The sequence below is a fragment of the Pseudomonas sp. NPDC098740 genome, assembly GCF_044760065.1.
Taxonomy (GTDB): Bacteria; Pseudomonadota; Gammaproteobacteria; order Pseudomonadales; family Pseudomonadaceae; genus Aquipseudomonas; species Aquipseudomonas rossensis.
In genome coordinates this window covers 57,847-71,728 of record NZ_JBIWAM010000015.1, presented here as the reverse complement: position 1 = coordinate 71,728, position 13,882 = coordinate 57,847, and the positions used below count along the sequence as shown (strand labels likewise).

The following is a 13,882-nucleotide window of genomic DNA, read 5'->3' as shown; positions in this document are numbered from 1 at the left end:
CCCAACAACGCAAACGACAAACCTGGCTGGCGTTGCCGGCCAGCGGTATAGAAGAGGTTGGCCATGGCCAAGAGTGGGCAAGAGCGATCGGCGAAGGCTGCCGAGAAGCGAATCCAGTACGACGAAAAGGAACTGCGCCACCGGGTCCGGCTCGGTACCCGGCAGAAGCTTGATTAACTGATGGCCTGGAACGGGATAGAGGAAATCAATGAGGCGGTGCAGAACCTGATTTTGAACGCTCACGCGCTCGGGCCGACCCTCTCATTCCAAGCGATGGAAAGTCCGCGCCACAAAGTGCAGATAAGCGAAAATGTGGCGCGGATGTTTCAGAATGTGAGCTTGGCAGAGCTGAAGCGCGATCCGGGCGACGAGATTTTCGAGCCACCTCAGACCTTGGTCGACTGAGTAAACGCCCAACCAAAGGCGACTAAGCCAATAATCGGTCGGATTAGGTCCGTTGCTTGAGCTTGTCCTGAGAATACCTGCAGGCCAGATATTACGAACACCACTACCGCGGCAAGAACCCCCAATACTGCGATCCAGCGGAAATACCTTGGAAACATCGTGTAACTCCCTTGTGAAGGGTCGGCATCGCAATCGCATTTAGCCATCACATCAATTTACTTTGTCGCATCCGGTCACGGAGGGCGGCGCCTGCATTGGAGAACACCATGGATCTGAAAATCAGGACGCTTTACCAATGTGGAGCGTGCCGCGAAATTCACGACGATGAAGACGAGGCCATGGATTGCTGCCGGCCGGACATCATCGAGCTGTACGAATGTCCGGTCTGTAAAGCGAACCACAACGACGAAGACAAAGCGCTTACCTGCTGCGGTGTGGACGCAATCAAATGTCCTTCGTGCTACCGAGACTATGCCTCGGTTTCACTTTCGTACCAGGCCATCAGAATCGCTAGGCACTGCACCACCTGCAACCCGATGTTCACCATCGACCAGCGGCTGGCGATTCAAGACCTGCATTATCGGCAGACCGGAAAGCGTGAGCACCTGCACGACTGACCCACCCTCACCTATTGCGCTGAGTACTGTTTTCAAGCCGAAAGATCGGGCCCAAGAGTCAAATCGATGTCTAGCCTCGCCAATGCTTTACCGCGGGCTAACGCTTCATTGAAGCTGTTGTACTTGGCATTTTCACGGATTGCTTCAACCTGCCTTTCTTCGATCTCAACAGCGATTCTAAGCCCTGTTGGCACAGAATCACTGTCGCTCTCCCATTCGAAATCAATCTTCGCTTTAACGCCTCGATGCTCATAGACAACTGGATACGACCTATCCGCTAACACCATTTCGATCTCCTTGATCCGGCTCCATGCCGGGCCGAACACAAATACCCCACTTCAACGAATCACGCCACCGCATCCGGTAACGGAGGGCGGCGCATGCAATGGAGACGTCAGGACTTGCTGCTGCCCAGTACAACCCTCCTGACGTGGAAGCACATCACGCCAGCGATCAGACCAATCCACCAGAGCAACATTTGTGGCATCTGAAGGAAAACGCTAAAGAACATACCTAACGAGTACGCACGTGAGACGAGAGACACGACAAGCATGTAAGTGACAGGAACTGCACACAGAAAAAGCAGCACGGCCCCAACGATGGCTAGCAGCTCTCCAGTAGCTTTTTTTTGTTCGGTGTTCATGACCATGATTGACCTATAGCCCACTCTCACCTATTGCGCTGAGCTTGATGCTTATTTCGGCTGGGTTCCGCGAGCTAGCCATTCACCATGACCGATACCTTGCTGGATCGCCTGATAGTCAGAATCGTCCGAGATATCGAAAACATGCTCCGAGTGTTTCGATCCGCTGGGATGAAACAACTGGGTCAACATTATGCCTTCATGCCTGCTCTTACGTCTGAGCCTAACCGTGATGACAAAGCCACGCTCCGCATCGTGCTTCTGGCATACATCCGCAGGATCTTCGCCCCAAAGCTCCGACTGCCAATATTTGTTCGACATATCCGCTCCTTGATCCGGCTCCATGCCGGGCCATCAAGCAATAGCCCACAAACTCAAATCACGCCAGCCCGGGCATGACCCGGCATAGGACGCCTGCATGTCCATTTCTCAGGCTCGCCTGAAAGAGCTACTGCACTACGACCCTGAAAGCGGCGTCTTCACCTGGAAAGTGGGGCGCAGCAGAACAAGAGCCGGATCAATCGTGGCCACCAAGGATCGGAAGGGATACTTGAAGGTGATGATCGACAAGAAGACCCACTACTTGGCTCGGCTGGCTTTTTTGTACATGGACGGCCAGGAACCCGCGGTATTCGTGGATCGCATAAATGGGGTCCGTGCGGACAACCGGTGGCGCAACCTTCGAGAAGCATCCGTCATAGAGAACGCCCGGAACCAGCGGCTGCACTCAACAAATACCAGCGGGCTTCCCGGTGTCACCTGGGATAAGCGAGGGCAATGGCGTGCGTACGCTGGATTGAAATCCAAATACATCTTTATCGGCCGCTTCGATGTCCTGCTCGATGCAGCGGCCGCCCGTAAATCCTTCGAGCGCCGTTATTGCTATCACAGTAATCACGGAAACAAACCGGGCATGACGGTTGTGAATGCCCATCAACTTATCGAAAACAAGGAGGCTGTATGAACAACGCCCATGAAGTACTGCTGCGCAAAGTCGAACAACTCGAACAGTTCCGAGCTGAAGTACAGGCCATCTGCGAAGACGGAAACCATCGGATCAAACACACCCAGCTCCAAATGTGTGGATTCCTCGATGGCTTGCGGCTCAAGACCATGAAAGCCACTCAGGACGCGCCAGAAGAACCCACAGAACCCTCAATCGAAGCAGAGGCCCGCGTCATCTATGAGAGCTGGTCAGCTCAACCCGGTTTCAGGCCTTGGGTAGACGGCGGTAATTCAGCCATGCAGGACAAGGCAAGGGTCGAGGCTCGACGTGGATTGGAGGTCGCAGGATGAGCGAAGTGAAGCGTTACCGATTCAAAGGGGCGGCCGGCGAGTACGTTTATGCCGGTGACTTCGACGATGCAGCGCAGTGCTTTCTTACTGCTGCCGAAAGATGCGTTGCCGCTGAACGCCGAGAGGCTGCTGCACTGAAAGAGCTGGGTCGGTACAAAGAGGCGTACCGCGGCGCAGTAAAGGGCCGCTCAGCTTTCCGCGATTCAGTGCTGCGTTTGCGGGCCGAGCGTGACGCCCTGCAGCTGCGCCTGAACGCAGCGGATCAGCGGATTGATGAGCTGACCACCAGGCCATCCGACGTCGAGCGCCAGCGGCTGATGGAAATTGTCGAGCGGTACCCGAACGGCGATCCCCTCGAATATAACGCCGCCCTTCGCAAAATCCAGCAGTAACTCCCTCCCCCTTCAAAGTCAGCCGCTATAGCGGCAAAGGACGAAGTCATGCCTGAAGAAAAGGTTGTGATGTACGAATCCCCGGAAGCAGCCAGCATTCAAACCGTCACCGGCTGGGTCGGCGCCGACGGTCGCTTTTGGGGAAATGATGAGCACATGGCCCGATATTGCGGCTCCACTCATCGCCGCTACGAGAAGAATCCAGATCACCCAATCTTCGAAGTGCGCCGCTGGTGCGAGCAGTGCTACGCGGACAGTCGCCAAGCGAAGTTCGCAGCAATGCCGGTCAAGGAATGGGCCGGCGAGCCGCTGGTTATCTTCGACGGCGATGAGTATTTCTTCGACGAAGACAGCCTGCGCGACTACATCATCGATGGCGATATCGACCTGGCCAGCCTGAAGCTTTGCATCTGCGAGCCGAACATGCCCCACGAGATCGATCCGTCGGACGTCTTCTGTGATGGCTTGCCGGAGGACGGTGAGATTCGTGATGAGCAGTTGGTGGCGGCGTTCGACCTGCTGAACGAGATGATCCGCAGTTCTGAGCCGCTGTCGTGGTCGGAGGGAAAGTTTGTTGCAAAGCTGCCTCAGGCTTTTATCGATTCGATCGTCGCTGAGCAGGTGACGCCATGCTCCTGACCTGCATGGCCAGCTGCGCCCTCTTCTTCTGGCTTCCATTGACCCTATGGGTGACCTCATGAGCGACAAGTTGCGAGCCGAGTTCGAAGCGGCCATCAAAAAAAACCAACTAGCGGGTGGCTTTCGTCCAGCGAACCTCGATCGCTGCGCGTTTGACGATAGTTATGTCCTGCCTGAAGTTGCCGGCGCCTGGTGGGGTTGGCAGGCCTCCCGCGAGGCATTGGTGATTGAGCTGCCCGGCGCCTGCGAGTGCTGTCACGACCAGTCAGCGATCGACATGAATGAAGCTTGCGCACAAGCCGTTGAAGCCGCCGGCCTGAAGGTGCAGTCATTATCGCCCTCGCCTGGTTCGCCTACGTGTACTACTACAAGGGGCCGCGTTGATGAATGAACATTTTTTGCGATGTTAAGAGTACGTATTCAATTAACTCTATTGAGTTGAGGAGGAACGACAACCTCACTACAGCATCCCTCCAAAACTCACGAAGAGTATCGCTACTCCAGCAACCATTAACGTTGTAAATAAAAGTGATTATGGTTTTTTTGTATCCTGACTAGGGGTTGTGCTTGGACTTGTTGTTGGTTGTACCGGCGGCCTTAGATCTGGACTTTCGTTTGGCACAACTTTTCTCAAATCAGGACCTTTGGGCTGCTGACTAACCGAACTTCTTATTTCATCTTCTGTATAGGTTTTAGTCTCATCTGCCAACGCCGTTAATACTACGAGCGATAAGGGAGGACGTACATATAACTAATATAGGACATCACGCTCACCATTTTCTGTAAGTAAGTGAGTGCACCTCAAAGTGCCAATGGAGTATAGGTTCGCTACACGATCTCAACTCATGCTTTTTGCTGTAGCACATATACCTATTTGCTGCATGCCTGCCATCCTCCAACAAACTATCAGCCTGCCGGTGAACGGCGGGCGAGGAATTCTCATGTCCGATCAAAAGTATCCGCTTCGCGAAGTGGCGATCGACGCCATCTCCGATATTGCCCAGCACCTGCCCCTCGACTGCGAAATGTTTCTCATCGCATGCCGGCCGGGCAAGGCCGACTTTGACCTAGTTCTGCCGTCGCCCAAGGCGAACCTGAACAACGCTCTCGACGCGCTGCGGCGCCAGGGCCTCAGCATCGACGGCGACAACGCCTACAAGCGTGACCTGTGCGACTCAATCGTCGGGGGCCCTAACCCTCGGAGCACAGAACACAAACCCTCCGCCAGCCGAGCACTGGGGTCAACGCTTCTGGGAGATCGGTCGGGAGGAGCGCGCAATGCAGGAAGATCTGCTCGAAAGCCTCACCAATCTTGTTGGCCTGGCAAAACTCGGCGCAGCGCGGCTCGACAAGTACCACGCAGCCCTTGCTCACGCCGAGGCGGTAATCGCCAAAGCCACCCGATAACCACCTTCTGCCGCCACGCGCGGCATGGCGCAGCTCATGAGCATCCAGTTTCTATCCCATGAGGAGGTTTGCGAGCTGACCGGCGCGCGGACCAAGGCAGGTCAAATCCTCAACCTGAAGAAGAACGGCGTCAGGCACACCATCAAAGTGAACGGCTGGCCAAGTGTTACCGCCATGGCCGTGACCGCAGTCGGTATGTTTGAAGCTGAAAAACCCGTATGGACACCACGCAAGGCTAGCTGACATGGGACGACGACCAAGTAAACCCGGCTCAATTGCCCGGCTGCGCGAGCGCAAGAAAGCCAGCGGCCGGATTTTCTACTACTACGAAGTAGGTGGCAAAGCCCGCAAAGAAATCGCCCTGGGCAGCGACTACGGCCTGGCAATCATGGAGTACGCCAAGCTGGAGCGCGATCGCACAGCTACAGAATTGGTCGCCAAAGTGATCACGTTCCGGTACGTCGCCGAGAAATACATGATCGACGTTGTTCCCGCGAAGAAGCCCGCCACGCAGAAGGACAATGTCAGGGAGTTGAAAAACCTAATGTCATTTTTCGATGACCCGCCTGCGCCGTTGGAGACAATCCAGCCGTTGCACGTCCGGCAGTATCTGACCTGGCGCAAGGCAGCACCAGTTCGAGCAAACCGTGAAAAGGCTTTGCTCAGCGCTATCTGGAACTATGCCAGGGATGTCGGCTACACGGCCTTGGCCAACCCATGCGCTGGCATCAAGGGCAACAAGGAGACCGGGCGTGATATCTACATCGAGGACGCACTGTTCAAGCGCGTGTATGAGAAAGCAGATGTTGGGTTAAAAGATGCCATGGACCTTGCCTATCTAACGGGTCAGCGCGTGACCGACACACGCTTACTAGACGAGCGGGATATTCGTGACGGCCAGATTTGGGTTCTGCAAGGCAAGACAAATGCAAAGCGACGGATCGAGATAACTGGAGAGCTGAAAGTTTTGATTGATCGAATCATGTCCCGGAAAAAAGAACACAAGGTCCGCTCGACGCGGTTGATCGTTTCAGAGGATGGCACACCGATGACGGTGTCAATGTTGCGGGGAAGGTTTGACCTGGCCAGGGAGGCGGCAGGTGTTGCGAAGTCCGAGTTTCAAATGCGAGATTTGCGCGTCAAAGCGGGTACGGACAAGGCCGAATCGAGCGGCGACATTATGCAAGCCAGAGATCAACTTGGGCATACGACGGTTGTTATGACAGAGCAATACATCCGCAATCGCAAAGGCAAAAAAGTCTCGCCAACCAAGTGAATTGCGACCCACATCCATTATTGCGACCCAGAAACAAACAAGGGTTTGCATCAGCTTTCGCCCGCAAACCCTTGATTTTAAATGGTGCCCGAAGCCGGAATCGAACCGGCACGCCCTTACGAGCGGGGGATTTTAAGTCCCATGCGTCTACCAGTTTCGCCATTCGGGCGGTAGCGCGGTGAAGCAGTCTGAAGACTGTCAAATAACGATCTGTCAGTTCTGACGCCTGTGCAGCAGAGGGGGAAATATATACATCCCGCTCCGGTGAAGCAAGTTTGCGACTGGCCTTTTCAAGACTAAATCTTGCAGGACAGTGCAAATAAAAAAGCTCCGTAAATCATAGATCTACGGAGCTCGTTTAAAGTGGAGGCCGAGGTCGGAATCGAACCGGCGTAGGTGGATTTGCAATCCACTGCATAACCATTTTGCTACTCGGCCTCAAACATCTGATGTCATGTAACACAACATCAAACGCGTACAAACTTGGAGTAAGATTCGTTATCTAACTCCTTGAAAACATTCAGCTTTTTCAGCGATCAGTGCTTTCGATGGCGTGAATTATGTACTGATTTCCCGAGGCTGGCAACCCCTTGATTTCAAAAAAAATTCCGTCAGGTGGTTTCTATGTTTCCAGGGGTTGCTCAGCCCTACCGGCCGGGATCGTCCGTCACATCTTCTACCGCGATCAACGGTTCGATGCCCCAGTCGCCATGCAGATACCAATCGTCTCCGATCATTTCGGCTGGATGCATTGTCCTGTCGGAGCCATTGCCGCACGCCAGGGAATTGGCTGGACAGTATCTGTCGCAGCCCCAGCAAATGCGCTCGGGGTGCTTGGGGCTGATGGGAAAATTCTTGGCCATGTCGATCCCCGGTTTGCCTCTAGGATGTGCCTCCAACCTACATCGCTCGCGCAAAGGTGACCTTGATACGGATCAAGGTACGGCTAAGCTTTGTCCTGTCGGGAACTCGGCTACGGCATAGCGTTTTCCGGTCCTTGGGCAGCCACATAAAAACACTTGAGAAGCTTCTTATGCCTGGTAAAAAACCATCTGCCGGAGAACAACCACCTGTCCACCTGTCCACCTGTCCACCTGCCGACCTGGGATGATGAAGGCGCGGAAAACTCACTCGATGCATAAGCATTTTCCTCTCCCCCCGAATTGACCAACGCAGAACTGATCCACCTTCGTGTCCGGGTGATTGCCCTGGAAAACCTGGTCATCGCGTTACTGACACAAGGTTCGGATCAACAGTTAGCCGTCGCCCGCGAAATGGCCGCCAACATTTCACCCCGGCCCGGCTTCACCCAGCATCCTCTGACGATTCATGCGGCTGCGCAGATGAGCGACAGCGTCGACCGCGCCGAGCGGTTTCGAAAGCGCTCTCAGTCATAGGCTTAATCGCTGAAAACTTGATAACAATCATTATTATTCGCAGGAAAGCTTCCTACACTCGGGCTCCTACTCGTTAGTGCCCAGGAAGACATCATGCGTACGACCTTTTCGCTGTCACTCGCCCTGCTCTTGCTCACACCGTTGGCTCAGGCCAAGGAATACCCGATCGGGGAACCCCAGTTGTGTCCGGGGCTGGAAGTCGGTGCGGTGTATTTGCAGCCGATCGAGATGGCGCCTGCCGGAATGATGCGGGCCACTGCAGATTCCGATGTGCATCTGGAAGCCGACATTCGCGCCACGGCCGACAATCGACAGGGCTTTCAGGAAGGCAGTTTCGTGCCTTACCTCAACGTATCGTTCAACCTGAAAAAACAGGGCAACGAGAACGAGCTCAAAGGCGATTTCCACGCCATGGTCGCCAATGACGGCCCGCACTATGGCGACAATGTAAAGCTGCTCGGCCCAGGCAAATATCAGCTGACCTTCACTGTCCTGCCACCCGGCGGTCATGGGTCACTTGGCCGCCACACCGATAAGGAAACCGGCGTAGCCCCCTGGTTTGAACGCTGCGAATTGCACTACGAGTTCATCTACGCCGGCATTGGTAAAAAAGGCGGCTATTGAATGAAGCGCCTGCAGATTGCCTGGCTGATGCTTGCTGGAGCAGTTGCGCCGTTCACGGCCTATGCCGAATTACCGAGCTATGAACTCAACCTGCGCGATGGTCACTTCACTCCCGCCCTGCTGGAGGTGCCGGCCGGACAGCGCTTCAAAATCATCCTGAAAAACACAGGTCAAGGGCCAGCCGAGTTCGAGAGCACACCATTGCGGGTTGAAAAAGTACTGTCGCCGGGCGTGACGACTTTCGTAGTGATTCATCCCCTCAGGCCCGGTCACTACCCCTTCTTCGACGAGTTCAATCCACAACTGCCCGAGGGCGGCATCCTCGCAAAGTAACCCGTTCAAACACGGAGTTTCCATGAATCAATCAATGTTCATTGTCTGGCGCGAAAGCATCGAGGCGCTGCTGGTGATCGGCATTCTCCAGGCCTGGGTCAGCCAGCAGCATCAGGGTGATCGACTGGCGAAGTACTTGTGGGCGGGTGTCGTGCTTGGGTTGATGCTCTCGGGCCTGCTGGCGGTGTTGATTCTGTTTGCCGGTGAGGCCATGAGCGGCTCCGCCAGTGAGTGGTTCCAGGCTGCACTCGCGCTAGTGGCCAGCCTGCTGATCGTGCAAATGGTCGGCTGGATGCACCGCCACGGGCGCACGCTCAAGCACGATTTACAACGACACGCCGATAGCCACCTGGCCCGACAAGGTGGCACAGGTCTGTTACTGCTGGCCATGCTCGCCGTCAGCCGCGAAGGCAGTGAAACGGTGGTCTTTCTCTATGGCGCCGGTGCTCAGTTGCGAGGTCCGCAACTCGGGTTGTTTGCCATCGGCGGCGCAATGGGGCTGGTGCTGTCGGCGCTGACTATTACCCTGCTGCACAGCAGTCGCCGGTTCATTTCGTGGCAGCGATTCTTTGCCATCAGCGAAGCTGTTTTGCTGATGCTCGGCGCGGCGTTGCTGGTCAGCGGCACGGAACGAATCGGCGGCCAATTGCTCGCCCTGGATTTGCCGGAGGTGATGTACAGCCTCGTCGGCGAAGCGTTATGGGACAGCAGCGCATTGCTCAGCGACAGCCATGGACTGGGTGGTTTTCTCGCGGGTTTTGCCGGTTATCGCGCGACGCCCAGCGGCATGACGTTACTGGTGCTGGCAGGTTATTGGCTGGCCGTCGGCGGTTGGCTGCGTCAACGTGCGGCGGAAAAAGTCCCATGCCTGAGCTGAGTCGCCACAATCGATGGCTGCAGCGCCTGGGCGACGGCATGCGTCGTCACGCGCCCGTGATTCGTGCCGTGCAGTGGGTCGTCGTACTGTTCTACGCGTTGCTGTTGGTGATCCCGACGGTGTTGCCGCTGCCGGACAGCCAGACACGGATGTTCGATAACCTGACCCTGTTCTCGCAGTTTTTGTTCTGGGGCATTTGGTGGCCATTCGTGCTTTTGTCGATCGTGCTGTTAGGCCGGCTCTGGTGTGGCGTTTTATGCCCGGAAGGCTCACTCAGCGAATGGGCCAGCCATTACGGCAAAGGTTTGGGTGTACCGCGCTGGTTGCGCTGGGGCGGCTGGCCAACCCTGGCGTTCTGCCTGACGACCCTCTACGGCCAGTTGATCAGCGTCTATGACTACGCCCAGGCGGCGCTGTTGATTCTGGGCGGCTCGACCGTCGCCGCGGTCGTCGTCGGGTTGCTGTTCGCTCGGGGCAAGCGCGTCTGGTGCCGTTACCTGTGCCCGGTCAGCGGCGTCTTCGCCCTGCTCGCCCGCCTGGCGCCCGTGCATTTTCAGGTCGACGAACAACGCTGGATGGAAAACTCCGCACCACGCCTGCCGCCGCCCAACTGCGCGCCCTTGCTCGATATCCGTCGCATGCAAGGCGCCAGTGACTGCCACGCCTGCGGACGCTGCAGCGGACAACGCGGCGCCGTTCAGCTGATCGCCCGCTCCGGCAATCAGGAGATTCTTCACGCAACGGCGCAGACGCTTTCGCCGTGGGACGCGCGCTTATTGCTGTTCGGTGTGATCGGCCTGGCCATGGGCGCGTTTCAGTGGACGGTCAGCCCATGGTTCGTCGCCCTCAAACAAACCCTCGCCCAATGGCTGGTCGAGCACGACCAACTCTGGGCATTGCAGGACAACGCGCCCTGGTGGCTGCTCACCCATTACCCGCTGCTCAACGACAGCTTCAGTTGGCTCGACGGTTTCAGCATCGTCGTTTATCTGGGTTTGAGTTCAATGGTGTTGGGCACCGCGCTGATGATCCTGCTACGCCTGACGGCTCGACTGGCGCAAGATCCTGCACTGTATTGGCCCCTGGCGCTGACACTCACGCCCTTGGGTGGTGCGGGATTATTTCTCGGGCTGTCGGCCACAACGGTGAAATTGCTGCGTTATGAAGGTCTGTTGCTGGAATGGGTACAACCGGCCAGGGCCTGTCTATTATTGGCCGCGATGGGCTGGAGCCTGCTGCTGGGATGGAAACGGCTGGATCGCGAAGGCATTTCCCAGGTTCGTCGCTACGCTGGCAGCACTTGCCTGTTACTCGCCATCGGCTCGGTAGGGTTCGGCTGGTGGTTGCAATTCTGGGGCTGGTCCTGAGCGCCCTGATCCACAGCCCCCCTCGAATTAACTAGACTTTAAAACGCGCTACCGTCTGGTGCAGCGCCCCTGCCATCTGCGCCAAATCGTGACCCGCAGTGTGAGTATGTTGGGCCCCCAGCAAGACCTGCTCCGACAAGTTGCGAATCCCCATCAGATTACGATCCACCTCCCGCGCCACCAACGCCTGCTCCTCCGTGGCGCTGGCGATCATCATGTTGCGCTCGTTGATCTGTGAGATCGACCGCGTGATTTCATCCAATGCATCGCCCGAGCGTTGCGCCACTTCAAGCGTGGCCCGCACCAGGTTACTGCTGCTTTGCATGGCGGTCACCGCATGGCCGGTATCGAGACGAATGTTGCCAATCATCTGCTCGATTTCCTGGGTGGACTCTTGAGTGCGATGCGCCAAGGCGCGCACTTCATCGGCGACCACGGCAAAACCGCGTCCGGCATCGCCGGCACGGGCCGCTTCAATGGCCGCATTGAGGGCCAGCAGATTGGTCTGCTCGGCGATGCTGCGAATCACGTCCAGCACCTTGCTGATGTCCTGCACCCGGCCCGCCAGTTGTTCGATGCGCTGTGAGGTGTCGGTAACGCCATCGGCCAGTGCGCCGATTGAAACCACGGTTTCCTGAACCTGTTCACGCCCGCGCTGTGCGGTTTGCTCGGACTGCCGCGAAGCCTCGGAGGTGCTCACCGCATTGCGCGCCACTTCATCGACCGCAGCGGTCATCTGGTTCACAGCGGTGGCCGCCTGCTCGATCTCCAACCCCTGCAATTGCAGGTTACTGCTGGTCTGGCTGCTGACCGCGCTCAGTTCTTCGGAGGAACTGGCCACCTGGTCCACCGAAGTCGCGATGTGCTTGACCATGGCATTCAGACTTTGCTGCATCTGATGCATGTTCATCATCACGCTGCCGCCGACACTTGAGTTCACGGGCACCTGAATCGTCAGGTCGCCTTGAGCGATCTGACTCAAAAACCGTGCGGCATCATCCGGCTCGCCGCCCAATGGACGGGTCACACTGCGCGTGACGATCACCGCCGCGGCGATGACCAGCGCCACACAGAACACAAACAACCCGAGCATATTGCGCCGGGCATCGCTGTACAGTTCCTGCGCCGACTGTTCACGGTCGGCGAATATTTTCCCTTGCAGCACCATCAACTCATCCAGGCTTCTATAAACCTCGTGTTCGGCCGGCACGACCTTTTGTTTCAGCTGTGCCATGGCGTCATCGAAGGCCCCTTGCCGGATCAACACCTGCACTTGAGTGAACGCCGCAACGTAGGCTTCGCGATTCTTTTTCAGCGCGGCATAAGCGGTTTTGCCCTCTGGCAAATAGAACAACGGCTCAAGCGTTTCGAGCGCCTGAGTGATCCGTTTCTTGGTGGCGTCAATTGACTGCTGCACCTGCTGATTGTCTTTATCGATCAGTAGATCCCGGGTGTTCCTGGCGTTATCGCGCACGCCGGTGGCGATGACCATGATCGGATCGATTTTCGGCCAGTCCTGCTTGACGATGACCACTGCCTGATCCTTTAGCGTTGCCAGATCGTGCAACGCGTAAAACGCCATGCCCATCAATGCCAACGGCGCGATGGCAAAGCCGATGACGATACGTTGTGCTGTCGTTAATTTGGCCATATCAAATGCTCCCCGTTTGATACCTGCCGATTGGCAGCGCATTTGAAAACCTAATGATGGATGTCACCGCTAAACGTAAAACCTCAGCCTCGGTTACCCCCGTAACACGAAGGCTGGAAACAACTCGCGCATGGCCTCCCATAGCTCAGGAAGCAAGGCTTGTGCCGAAACACTCGGCAGCAGCGGATCGAACATCCGCTCGGTGCGGACCATCTGCACGGCGAAGCGTTTGACGCCGAGTTCGCTCAAGCGCTTGGCGAGGATCAGCAGACGCGCCGGCTCGAACAGATGCCAATGCACCGTGGTGCGACATTCGTAGTCGACACCGCTGGCCAGCAGATGCTCAAGGCTGCGCCAGTTAGCGGTTCCGCTGCCCTCGACGCGGGTGATGGCCTGGCAATCCTCGGGCAACGCCTTGACATCGAAACCGACCCAATCGGCCCCGGTCAGTGCCTTGGCAAACGCGGCGGGTTTGATGCCGGCGCTGTGCAAACCAATGCGAAATCCCATCGCCCGCACCTCATCCATGGCGCCAAGCAAACCGTCTTGCAAGGTCGGCTCTCCGCCACTGAACACCACCGCATCGAGCAGGTCCTGACGCCGTTGCAGAAACGCCAACACCCGCCGCCAATCCACTTCGTCTCTGCCACGAGGCGGGATCAACTGCGGGTTATGGCAGTAACGACAACGCCAGGCGCAACCCTGGCAAAACAGCACGCAGGCGAGCTGTCCGGGATAGTCGATAGTGGTCAGGGGCACCATGCCCCCGACCCGAAGCGTTCGACTCATTGGCGCCCGGCCAATGCCGCGCCTTCAGTGAAGTGCACCCGCTCGCGGTGCTCCGACTGTTTACCCGGATTGAACGCCGATACAGGGCGGTGATAGCCCATTACCCGGGTCCAGACTTCGCAGCGTTGACGTTGAGCCTGGGGCAATGTTTGCGATGCAGTCATGGTGA

The 13,882-nt window shown here is 56.8% G+C and carries 18 protein-coding genes, 2 tRNA genes and 4 pseudogenes; 15 read left to right on the top strand and 9 right to left on the bottom strand.

The window, feature by feature from the left end; genetic code table 11:
* The first annotated feature begins 63 nt into the window (after positions 1-63).
* Positions 64-405: pseudogene (locus ACIQU2_RS19165) on the top strand (hypothetical protein).
* A 266-nt stretch (positions 406-671) separates the two neighbouring features.
* A complete protein-coding gene (locus ACIQU2_RS19160) occupies positions 672-1,022 on the top strand; it encodes a hypothetical protein (protein ID WP_403143319.1) in 351 nt (116 codons plus the stop codon).
* Between the two features lie 32 nt (positions 1,023-1,054).
* On the opposite strand, the gene ACIQU2_RS19155 is transcribed toward ACIQU2_RS19160, so the two are convergent.
* Together ACIQU2_RS19155 and ACIQU2_RS19150 are read right to left on the bottom strand one after the other, a co-directional pair.
* Positions 1,055-1,309, bottom strand: coding sequence for a hypothetical protein (locus tag ACIQU2_RS19155; protein WP_134420194.1), 255 nt, complete (start codon positions 1,307-1,309; stop codon positions 1,055-1,057).
* 407 nt (positions 1,310-1,716) lie between these two features.
* Entirely contained in the window at positions 1,717-1,986 is a 270-nt protein-coding gene (locus ACIQU2_RS19150; protein ID WP_347804582.1) for a hypothetical protein, read from the bottom strand.
* A gap of 97 nt (positions 1,987-2,083) precedes the next feature.
* Between ACIQU2_RS19150 and ACIQU2_RS19145 the strand changes: the two genes are divergently transcribed.
* From ACIQU2_RS19145 to ACIQU2_RS19110, 8 genes and pseudogenes are all read left to right on the top strand, one after another.
* On the top strand, positions 2,084-2,629 hold the full coding sequence (locus tag ACIQU2_RS19145) for an HNH endonuclease (protein WP_403143317.1): 546 nt from the start codon (positions 2,084-2,086) through the stop codon (positions 2,627-2,629).
* Positions 2,626-2,961, top strand: a complete 336-nt coding sequence (locus ACIQU2_RS19140; protein WP_347804580.1) for a hypothetical protein — start codon at positions 2,626-2,628, stop codon at positions 2,959-2,961. The genes ACIQU2_RS19145 and ACIQU2_RS19140 overlap by 4 nt, the downstream gene beginning before the upstream one ends.
* On the top strand, positions 2,958-3,353 hold the full coding sequence (locus ACIQU2_RS19135; RefSeq protein ID WP_403143314.1) for a hypothetical protein: 396 nt from the start codon (positions 2,958-2,960) through the stop codon (positions 3,351-3,353). Before ACIQU2_RS19140 ends, ACIQU2_RS19135 begins: the two co-directional genes overlap by 4 nt.
* Positions 3,354-3,401: 48 nt before the next feature.
* Positions 3,402-3,992, top strand: a complete 591-nt coding sequence (locus tag ACIQU2_RS19130) for a hypothetical protein (RefSeq protein ID WP_347804578.1) — start codon at positions 3,402-3,404, stop codon at positions 3,990-3,992.
* 58 nt (positions 3,993-4,050) lie between these two features.
* Positions 4,051-4,383 carry a hypothetical protein gene (locus ACIQU2_RS19125; protein ID WP_403143313.1) on the top strand — a complete coding sequence of 111 codons (333 nt, stop codon included), beginning with the start codon at positions 4,051-4,053 and terminating at the stop codon, positions 4,381-4,383.
* A gap of 550 nt (positions 4,384-4,933) precedes the next feature.
* Positions 4,934-5,399: pseudogene (locus ACIQU2_RS19120) on the top strand (hypothetical protein).
* A gap of 36 nt (positions 5,400-5,435) precedes the next feature.
* The gene (locus ACIQU2_RS19115) at positions 5,436-5,642 is read left to right on the top strand and encodes a DUF4224 domain-containing protein (RefSeq protein WP_134420214.1); all 207 of its coding nucleotides are present in this window, start codon (positions 5,436-5,438) and stop codon (positions 5,640-5,642) included.
* Position 5,643: 1 nt separating this feature from the next.
* Positions 5,644-6,675, top strand: a complete 1,032-nt coding sequence (locus tag ACIQU2_RS19110) for a tyrosine-type recombinase/integrase (protein WP_403143311.1) — start codon at positions 5,644-5,646, stop codon at positions 6,673-6,675.
* Positions 6,676-6,757: 82 nt separating this feature from the next.
* On the opposite strand, the gene ACIQU2_RS19105 is transcribed toward ACIQU2_RS19110, so the two are convergent.
* The 3 genes from ACIQU2_RS19105 to ACIQU2_RS19095 all read right to left on the bottom strand — a co-directional run bounded on the left by ACIQU2_RS19105 (position 6,758) and on the right by ACIQU2_RS19095 (position 7,538).
* Positions 6,758-6,844, bottom strand: a tRNA-Leu gene (locus ACIQU2_RS19105).
* 195 nt (positions 6,845-7,039) lie between these two features.
* Positions 7,040-7,113 (bottom strand) — tRNA-Cys (locus tag ACIQU2_RS19100).
* Between the two features lie 209 nt (positions 7,114-7,322).
* A complete protein-coding gene (locus tag ACIQU2_RS19095; protein WP_347804574.1) occupies positions 7,323-7,538 on the bottom strand; it encodes a DUF3079 domain-containing protein in 216 nt (71 codons plus the stop codon).
* A gap of 189 nt (positions 7,539-7,727) precedes the next feature.
* On the opposite strand from ACIQU2_RS19095, the pseudogene ACIQU2_RS19090 reads away from it, so the two are divergent.
* From ACIQU2_RS19090 to ACIQU2_RS19070, 5 genes and pseudogenes are all read left to right on the top strand, one after another.
* A pseudogene (locus ACIQU2_RS19090) lies at positions 7,728-8,072 on the top strand (hypothetical protein).
* Positions 8,073-8,165: 93 nt separating this feature from the next.
* A complete protein-coding gene (locus ACIQU2_RS19085; RefSeq protein WP_008153602.1) occupies positions 8,166-8,696 on the top strand; it encodes an iron transporter in 531 nt (176 codons plus the stop codon).
* Positions 8,697-9,029 (top strand): cupredoxin domain-containing protein, encoded by a 333-nt coding sequence (locus tag ACIQU2_RS19080; RefSeq protein ID WP_347804573.1) that lies wholly within the window; start codon positions 8,697-8,699, stop codon positions 9,027-9,029.
* 22 nt (positions 9,030-9,051) lie between these two features.
* Positions 9,052-9,906 (top strand): FTR1 family protein, encoded by an 855-nt coding sequence (locus ACIQU2_RS19075; RefSeq protein WP_347804572.1) that lies wholly within the window; start codon positions 9,052-9,054, stop codon positions 9,904-9,906.
* On the top strand, positions 9,894-11,273 hold the full coding sequence (locus ACIQU2_RS19070) for a 4Fe-4S binding protein (RefSeq protein WP_403143306.1): 1,380 nt from the start codon (positions 9,894-9,896) through the stop codon (positions 11,271-11,273). The genes ACIQU2_RS19075 and ACIQU2_RS19070 overlap by 13 nt, the downstream gene beginning before the upstream one ends.
* 31 nt (positions 11,274-11,304) lie before the next feature.
* Here the strand turns inward: ACIQU2_RS19070 and ACIQU2_RS19065 are convergent, their stop codons facing one another.
* The 4 genes and pseudogenes from ACIQU2_RS19065 to nrdD form a co-directional block, all read right to left on the bottom strand.
* Positions 11,305-12,009, bottom strand: coding sequence for a methyl-accepting chemotaxis protein (locus ACIQU2_RS19065; protein WP_370655155.1), 705 nt, complete (start codon positions 12,007-12,009; stop codon positions 11,305-11,307).
* 396 nt (positions 12,010-12,405) lie between these two features.
* Positions 12,406-12,924, bottom strand: a pseudogene (locus ACIQU2_RS19060) (MCP four helix bundle domain-containing protein); the annotation flags it as partial.
* 93 nt (positions 12,925-13,017) lie between these two features.
* The gene (locus ACIQU2_RS19055) at positions 13,018-13,713 is read right to left on the bottom strand and encodes an anaerobic ribonucleoside-triphosphate reductase activating protein (RefSeq protein ID WP_403143304.1); all 696 of its coding nucleotides are present in this window, start codon (positions 13,711-13,713) and stop codon (positions 13,018-13,020) included.
* A complete protein-coding gene (nrdD, locus tag ACIQU2_RS19050; protein ID WP_008153595.1) occupies positions 13,710-13,877 on the bottom strand; it encodes an anaerobic ribonucleoside-triphosphate reductase in 168 nt (55 codons plus the stop codon). Before nrdD ends, ACIQU2_RS19055 begins: the two co-directional genes overlap by 4 nt.
* Positions 13,878-13,882: the final 5 nt, after the last annotated feature.

Coding starts and splice junctions, on each gene's coding strand:
- ACIQU2_RS19160 (WP_403143319.1), top strand. CDS start 672: ATGGATCTGAAAATCAGGACGCTTTACCAATGTGGAGCGTGCCGCGAA.
- ACIQU2_RS19155 (WP_134420194.1), bottom strand. CDS start 1,309: ATGGTGTTAGCGGATAGGTCGTATCCAGTTGTCTATGAGCATCGAGGC.
- ACIQU2_RS19150 (WP_347804582.1), bottom strand. CDS start 1,986: ATGTCGAACAAATATTGGCAGTCGGAGCTTTGGGGCGAAGATCCTGCG.
- ACIQU2_RS19145 (WP_403143317.1), top strand. CDS start 2,084: ATGTCCATTTCTCAGGCTCGCCTGAAAGAGCTACTGCACTACGACCCT.
- ACIQU2_RS19140 (WP_347804580.1), top strand. CDS start 2,626: ATGAACAACGCCCATGAAGTACTGCTGCGCAAAGTCGAACAACTCGAA.
- ACIQU2_RS19135 (WP_403143314.1), top strand. CDS start 2,958: ATGAGCGAAGTGAAGCGTTACCGATTCAAAGGGGCGGCCGGCGAGTAC.
- ACIQU2_RS19130 (WP_347804578.1), top strand. CDS start 3,402: ATGCCTGAAGAAAAGGTTGTGATGTACGAATCCCCGGAAGCAGCCAGC.
- ACIQU2_RS19125 (WP_403143313.1), top strand. CDS start 4,051: ATGAGCGACAAGTTGCGAGCCGAGTTCGAAGCGGCCATCAAAAAAAAC.
- ACIQU2_RS19115 (WP_134420214.1), top strand. CDS start 5,436: ATGAGCATCCAGTTTCTATCCCATGAGGAGGTTTGCGAGCTGACCGGC.
- ACIQU2_RS19110 (WP_403143311.1), top strand. CDS start 5,644: ATGGGACGACGACCAAGTAAACCCGGCTCAATTGCCCGGCTGCGCGAG.
- ACIQU2_RS19095 (WP_347804574.1), bottom strand. CDS start 7,538: ATGGCCAAGAATTTTCCCATCAGCCCCAAGCACCCCGAGCGCATTTGC.
- ACIQU2_RS19085 (WP_008153602.1), top strand. CDS start 8,166: ATGCGTACGACCTTTTCGCTGTCACTCGCCCTGCTCTTGCTCACACCG.
- ACIQU2_RS19080 (WP_347804573.1), top strand. CDS start 8,697: ATGAAGCGCCTGCAGATTGCCTGGCTGATGCTTGCTGGAGCAGTTGCG.
- ACIQU2_RS19075 (WP_347804572.1), top strand. CDS start 9,052: ATGAATCAATCAATGTTCATTGTCTGGCGCGAAAGCATCGAGGCGCTG.
- ACIQU2_RS19070 (WP_403143306.1), top strand. CDS start 9,894: ATGCCTGAGCTGAGTCGCCACAATCGATGGCTGCAGCGCCTGGGCGAC.
- ACIQU2_RS19065 (WP_370655155.1), bottom strand. CDS start 12,009: ATGACCGCTGCGGTCGATGAAGTGGCGCGCAATGCGGTGAGCACCTCC.
- ACIQU2_RS19055 (WP_403143304.1), bottom strand. CDS start 13,713: ATGAGTCGAACGCTTCGGGTCGGGGGCATGGTGCCCCTGACCACTATC.
- nrdD (WP_008153595.1), bottom strand. CDS start 13,877: ATGACTGCATCGCAAACATTGCCCCAGGCTCAACGTCAACGCTGCGAA.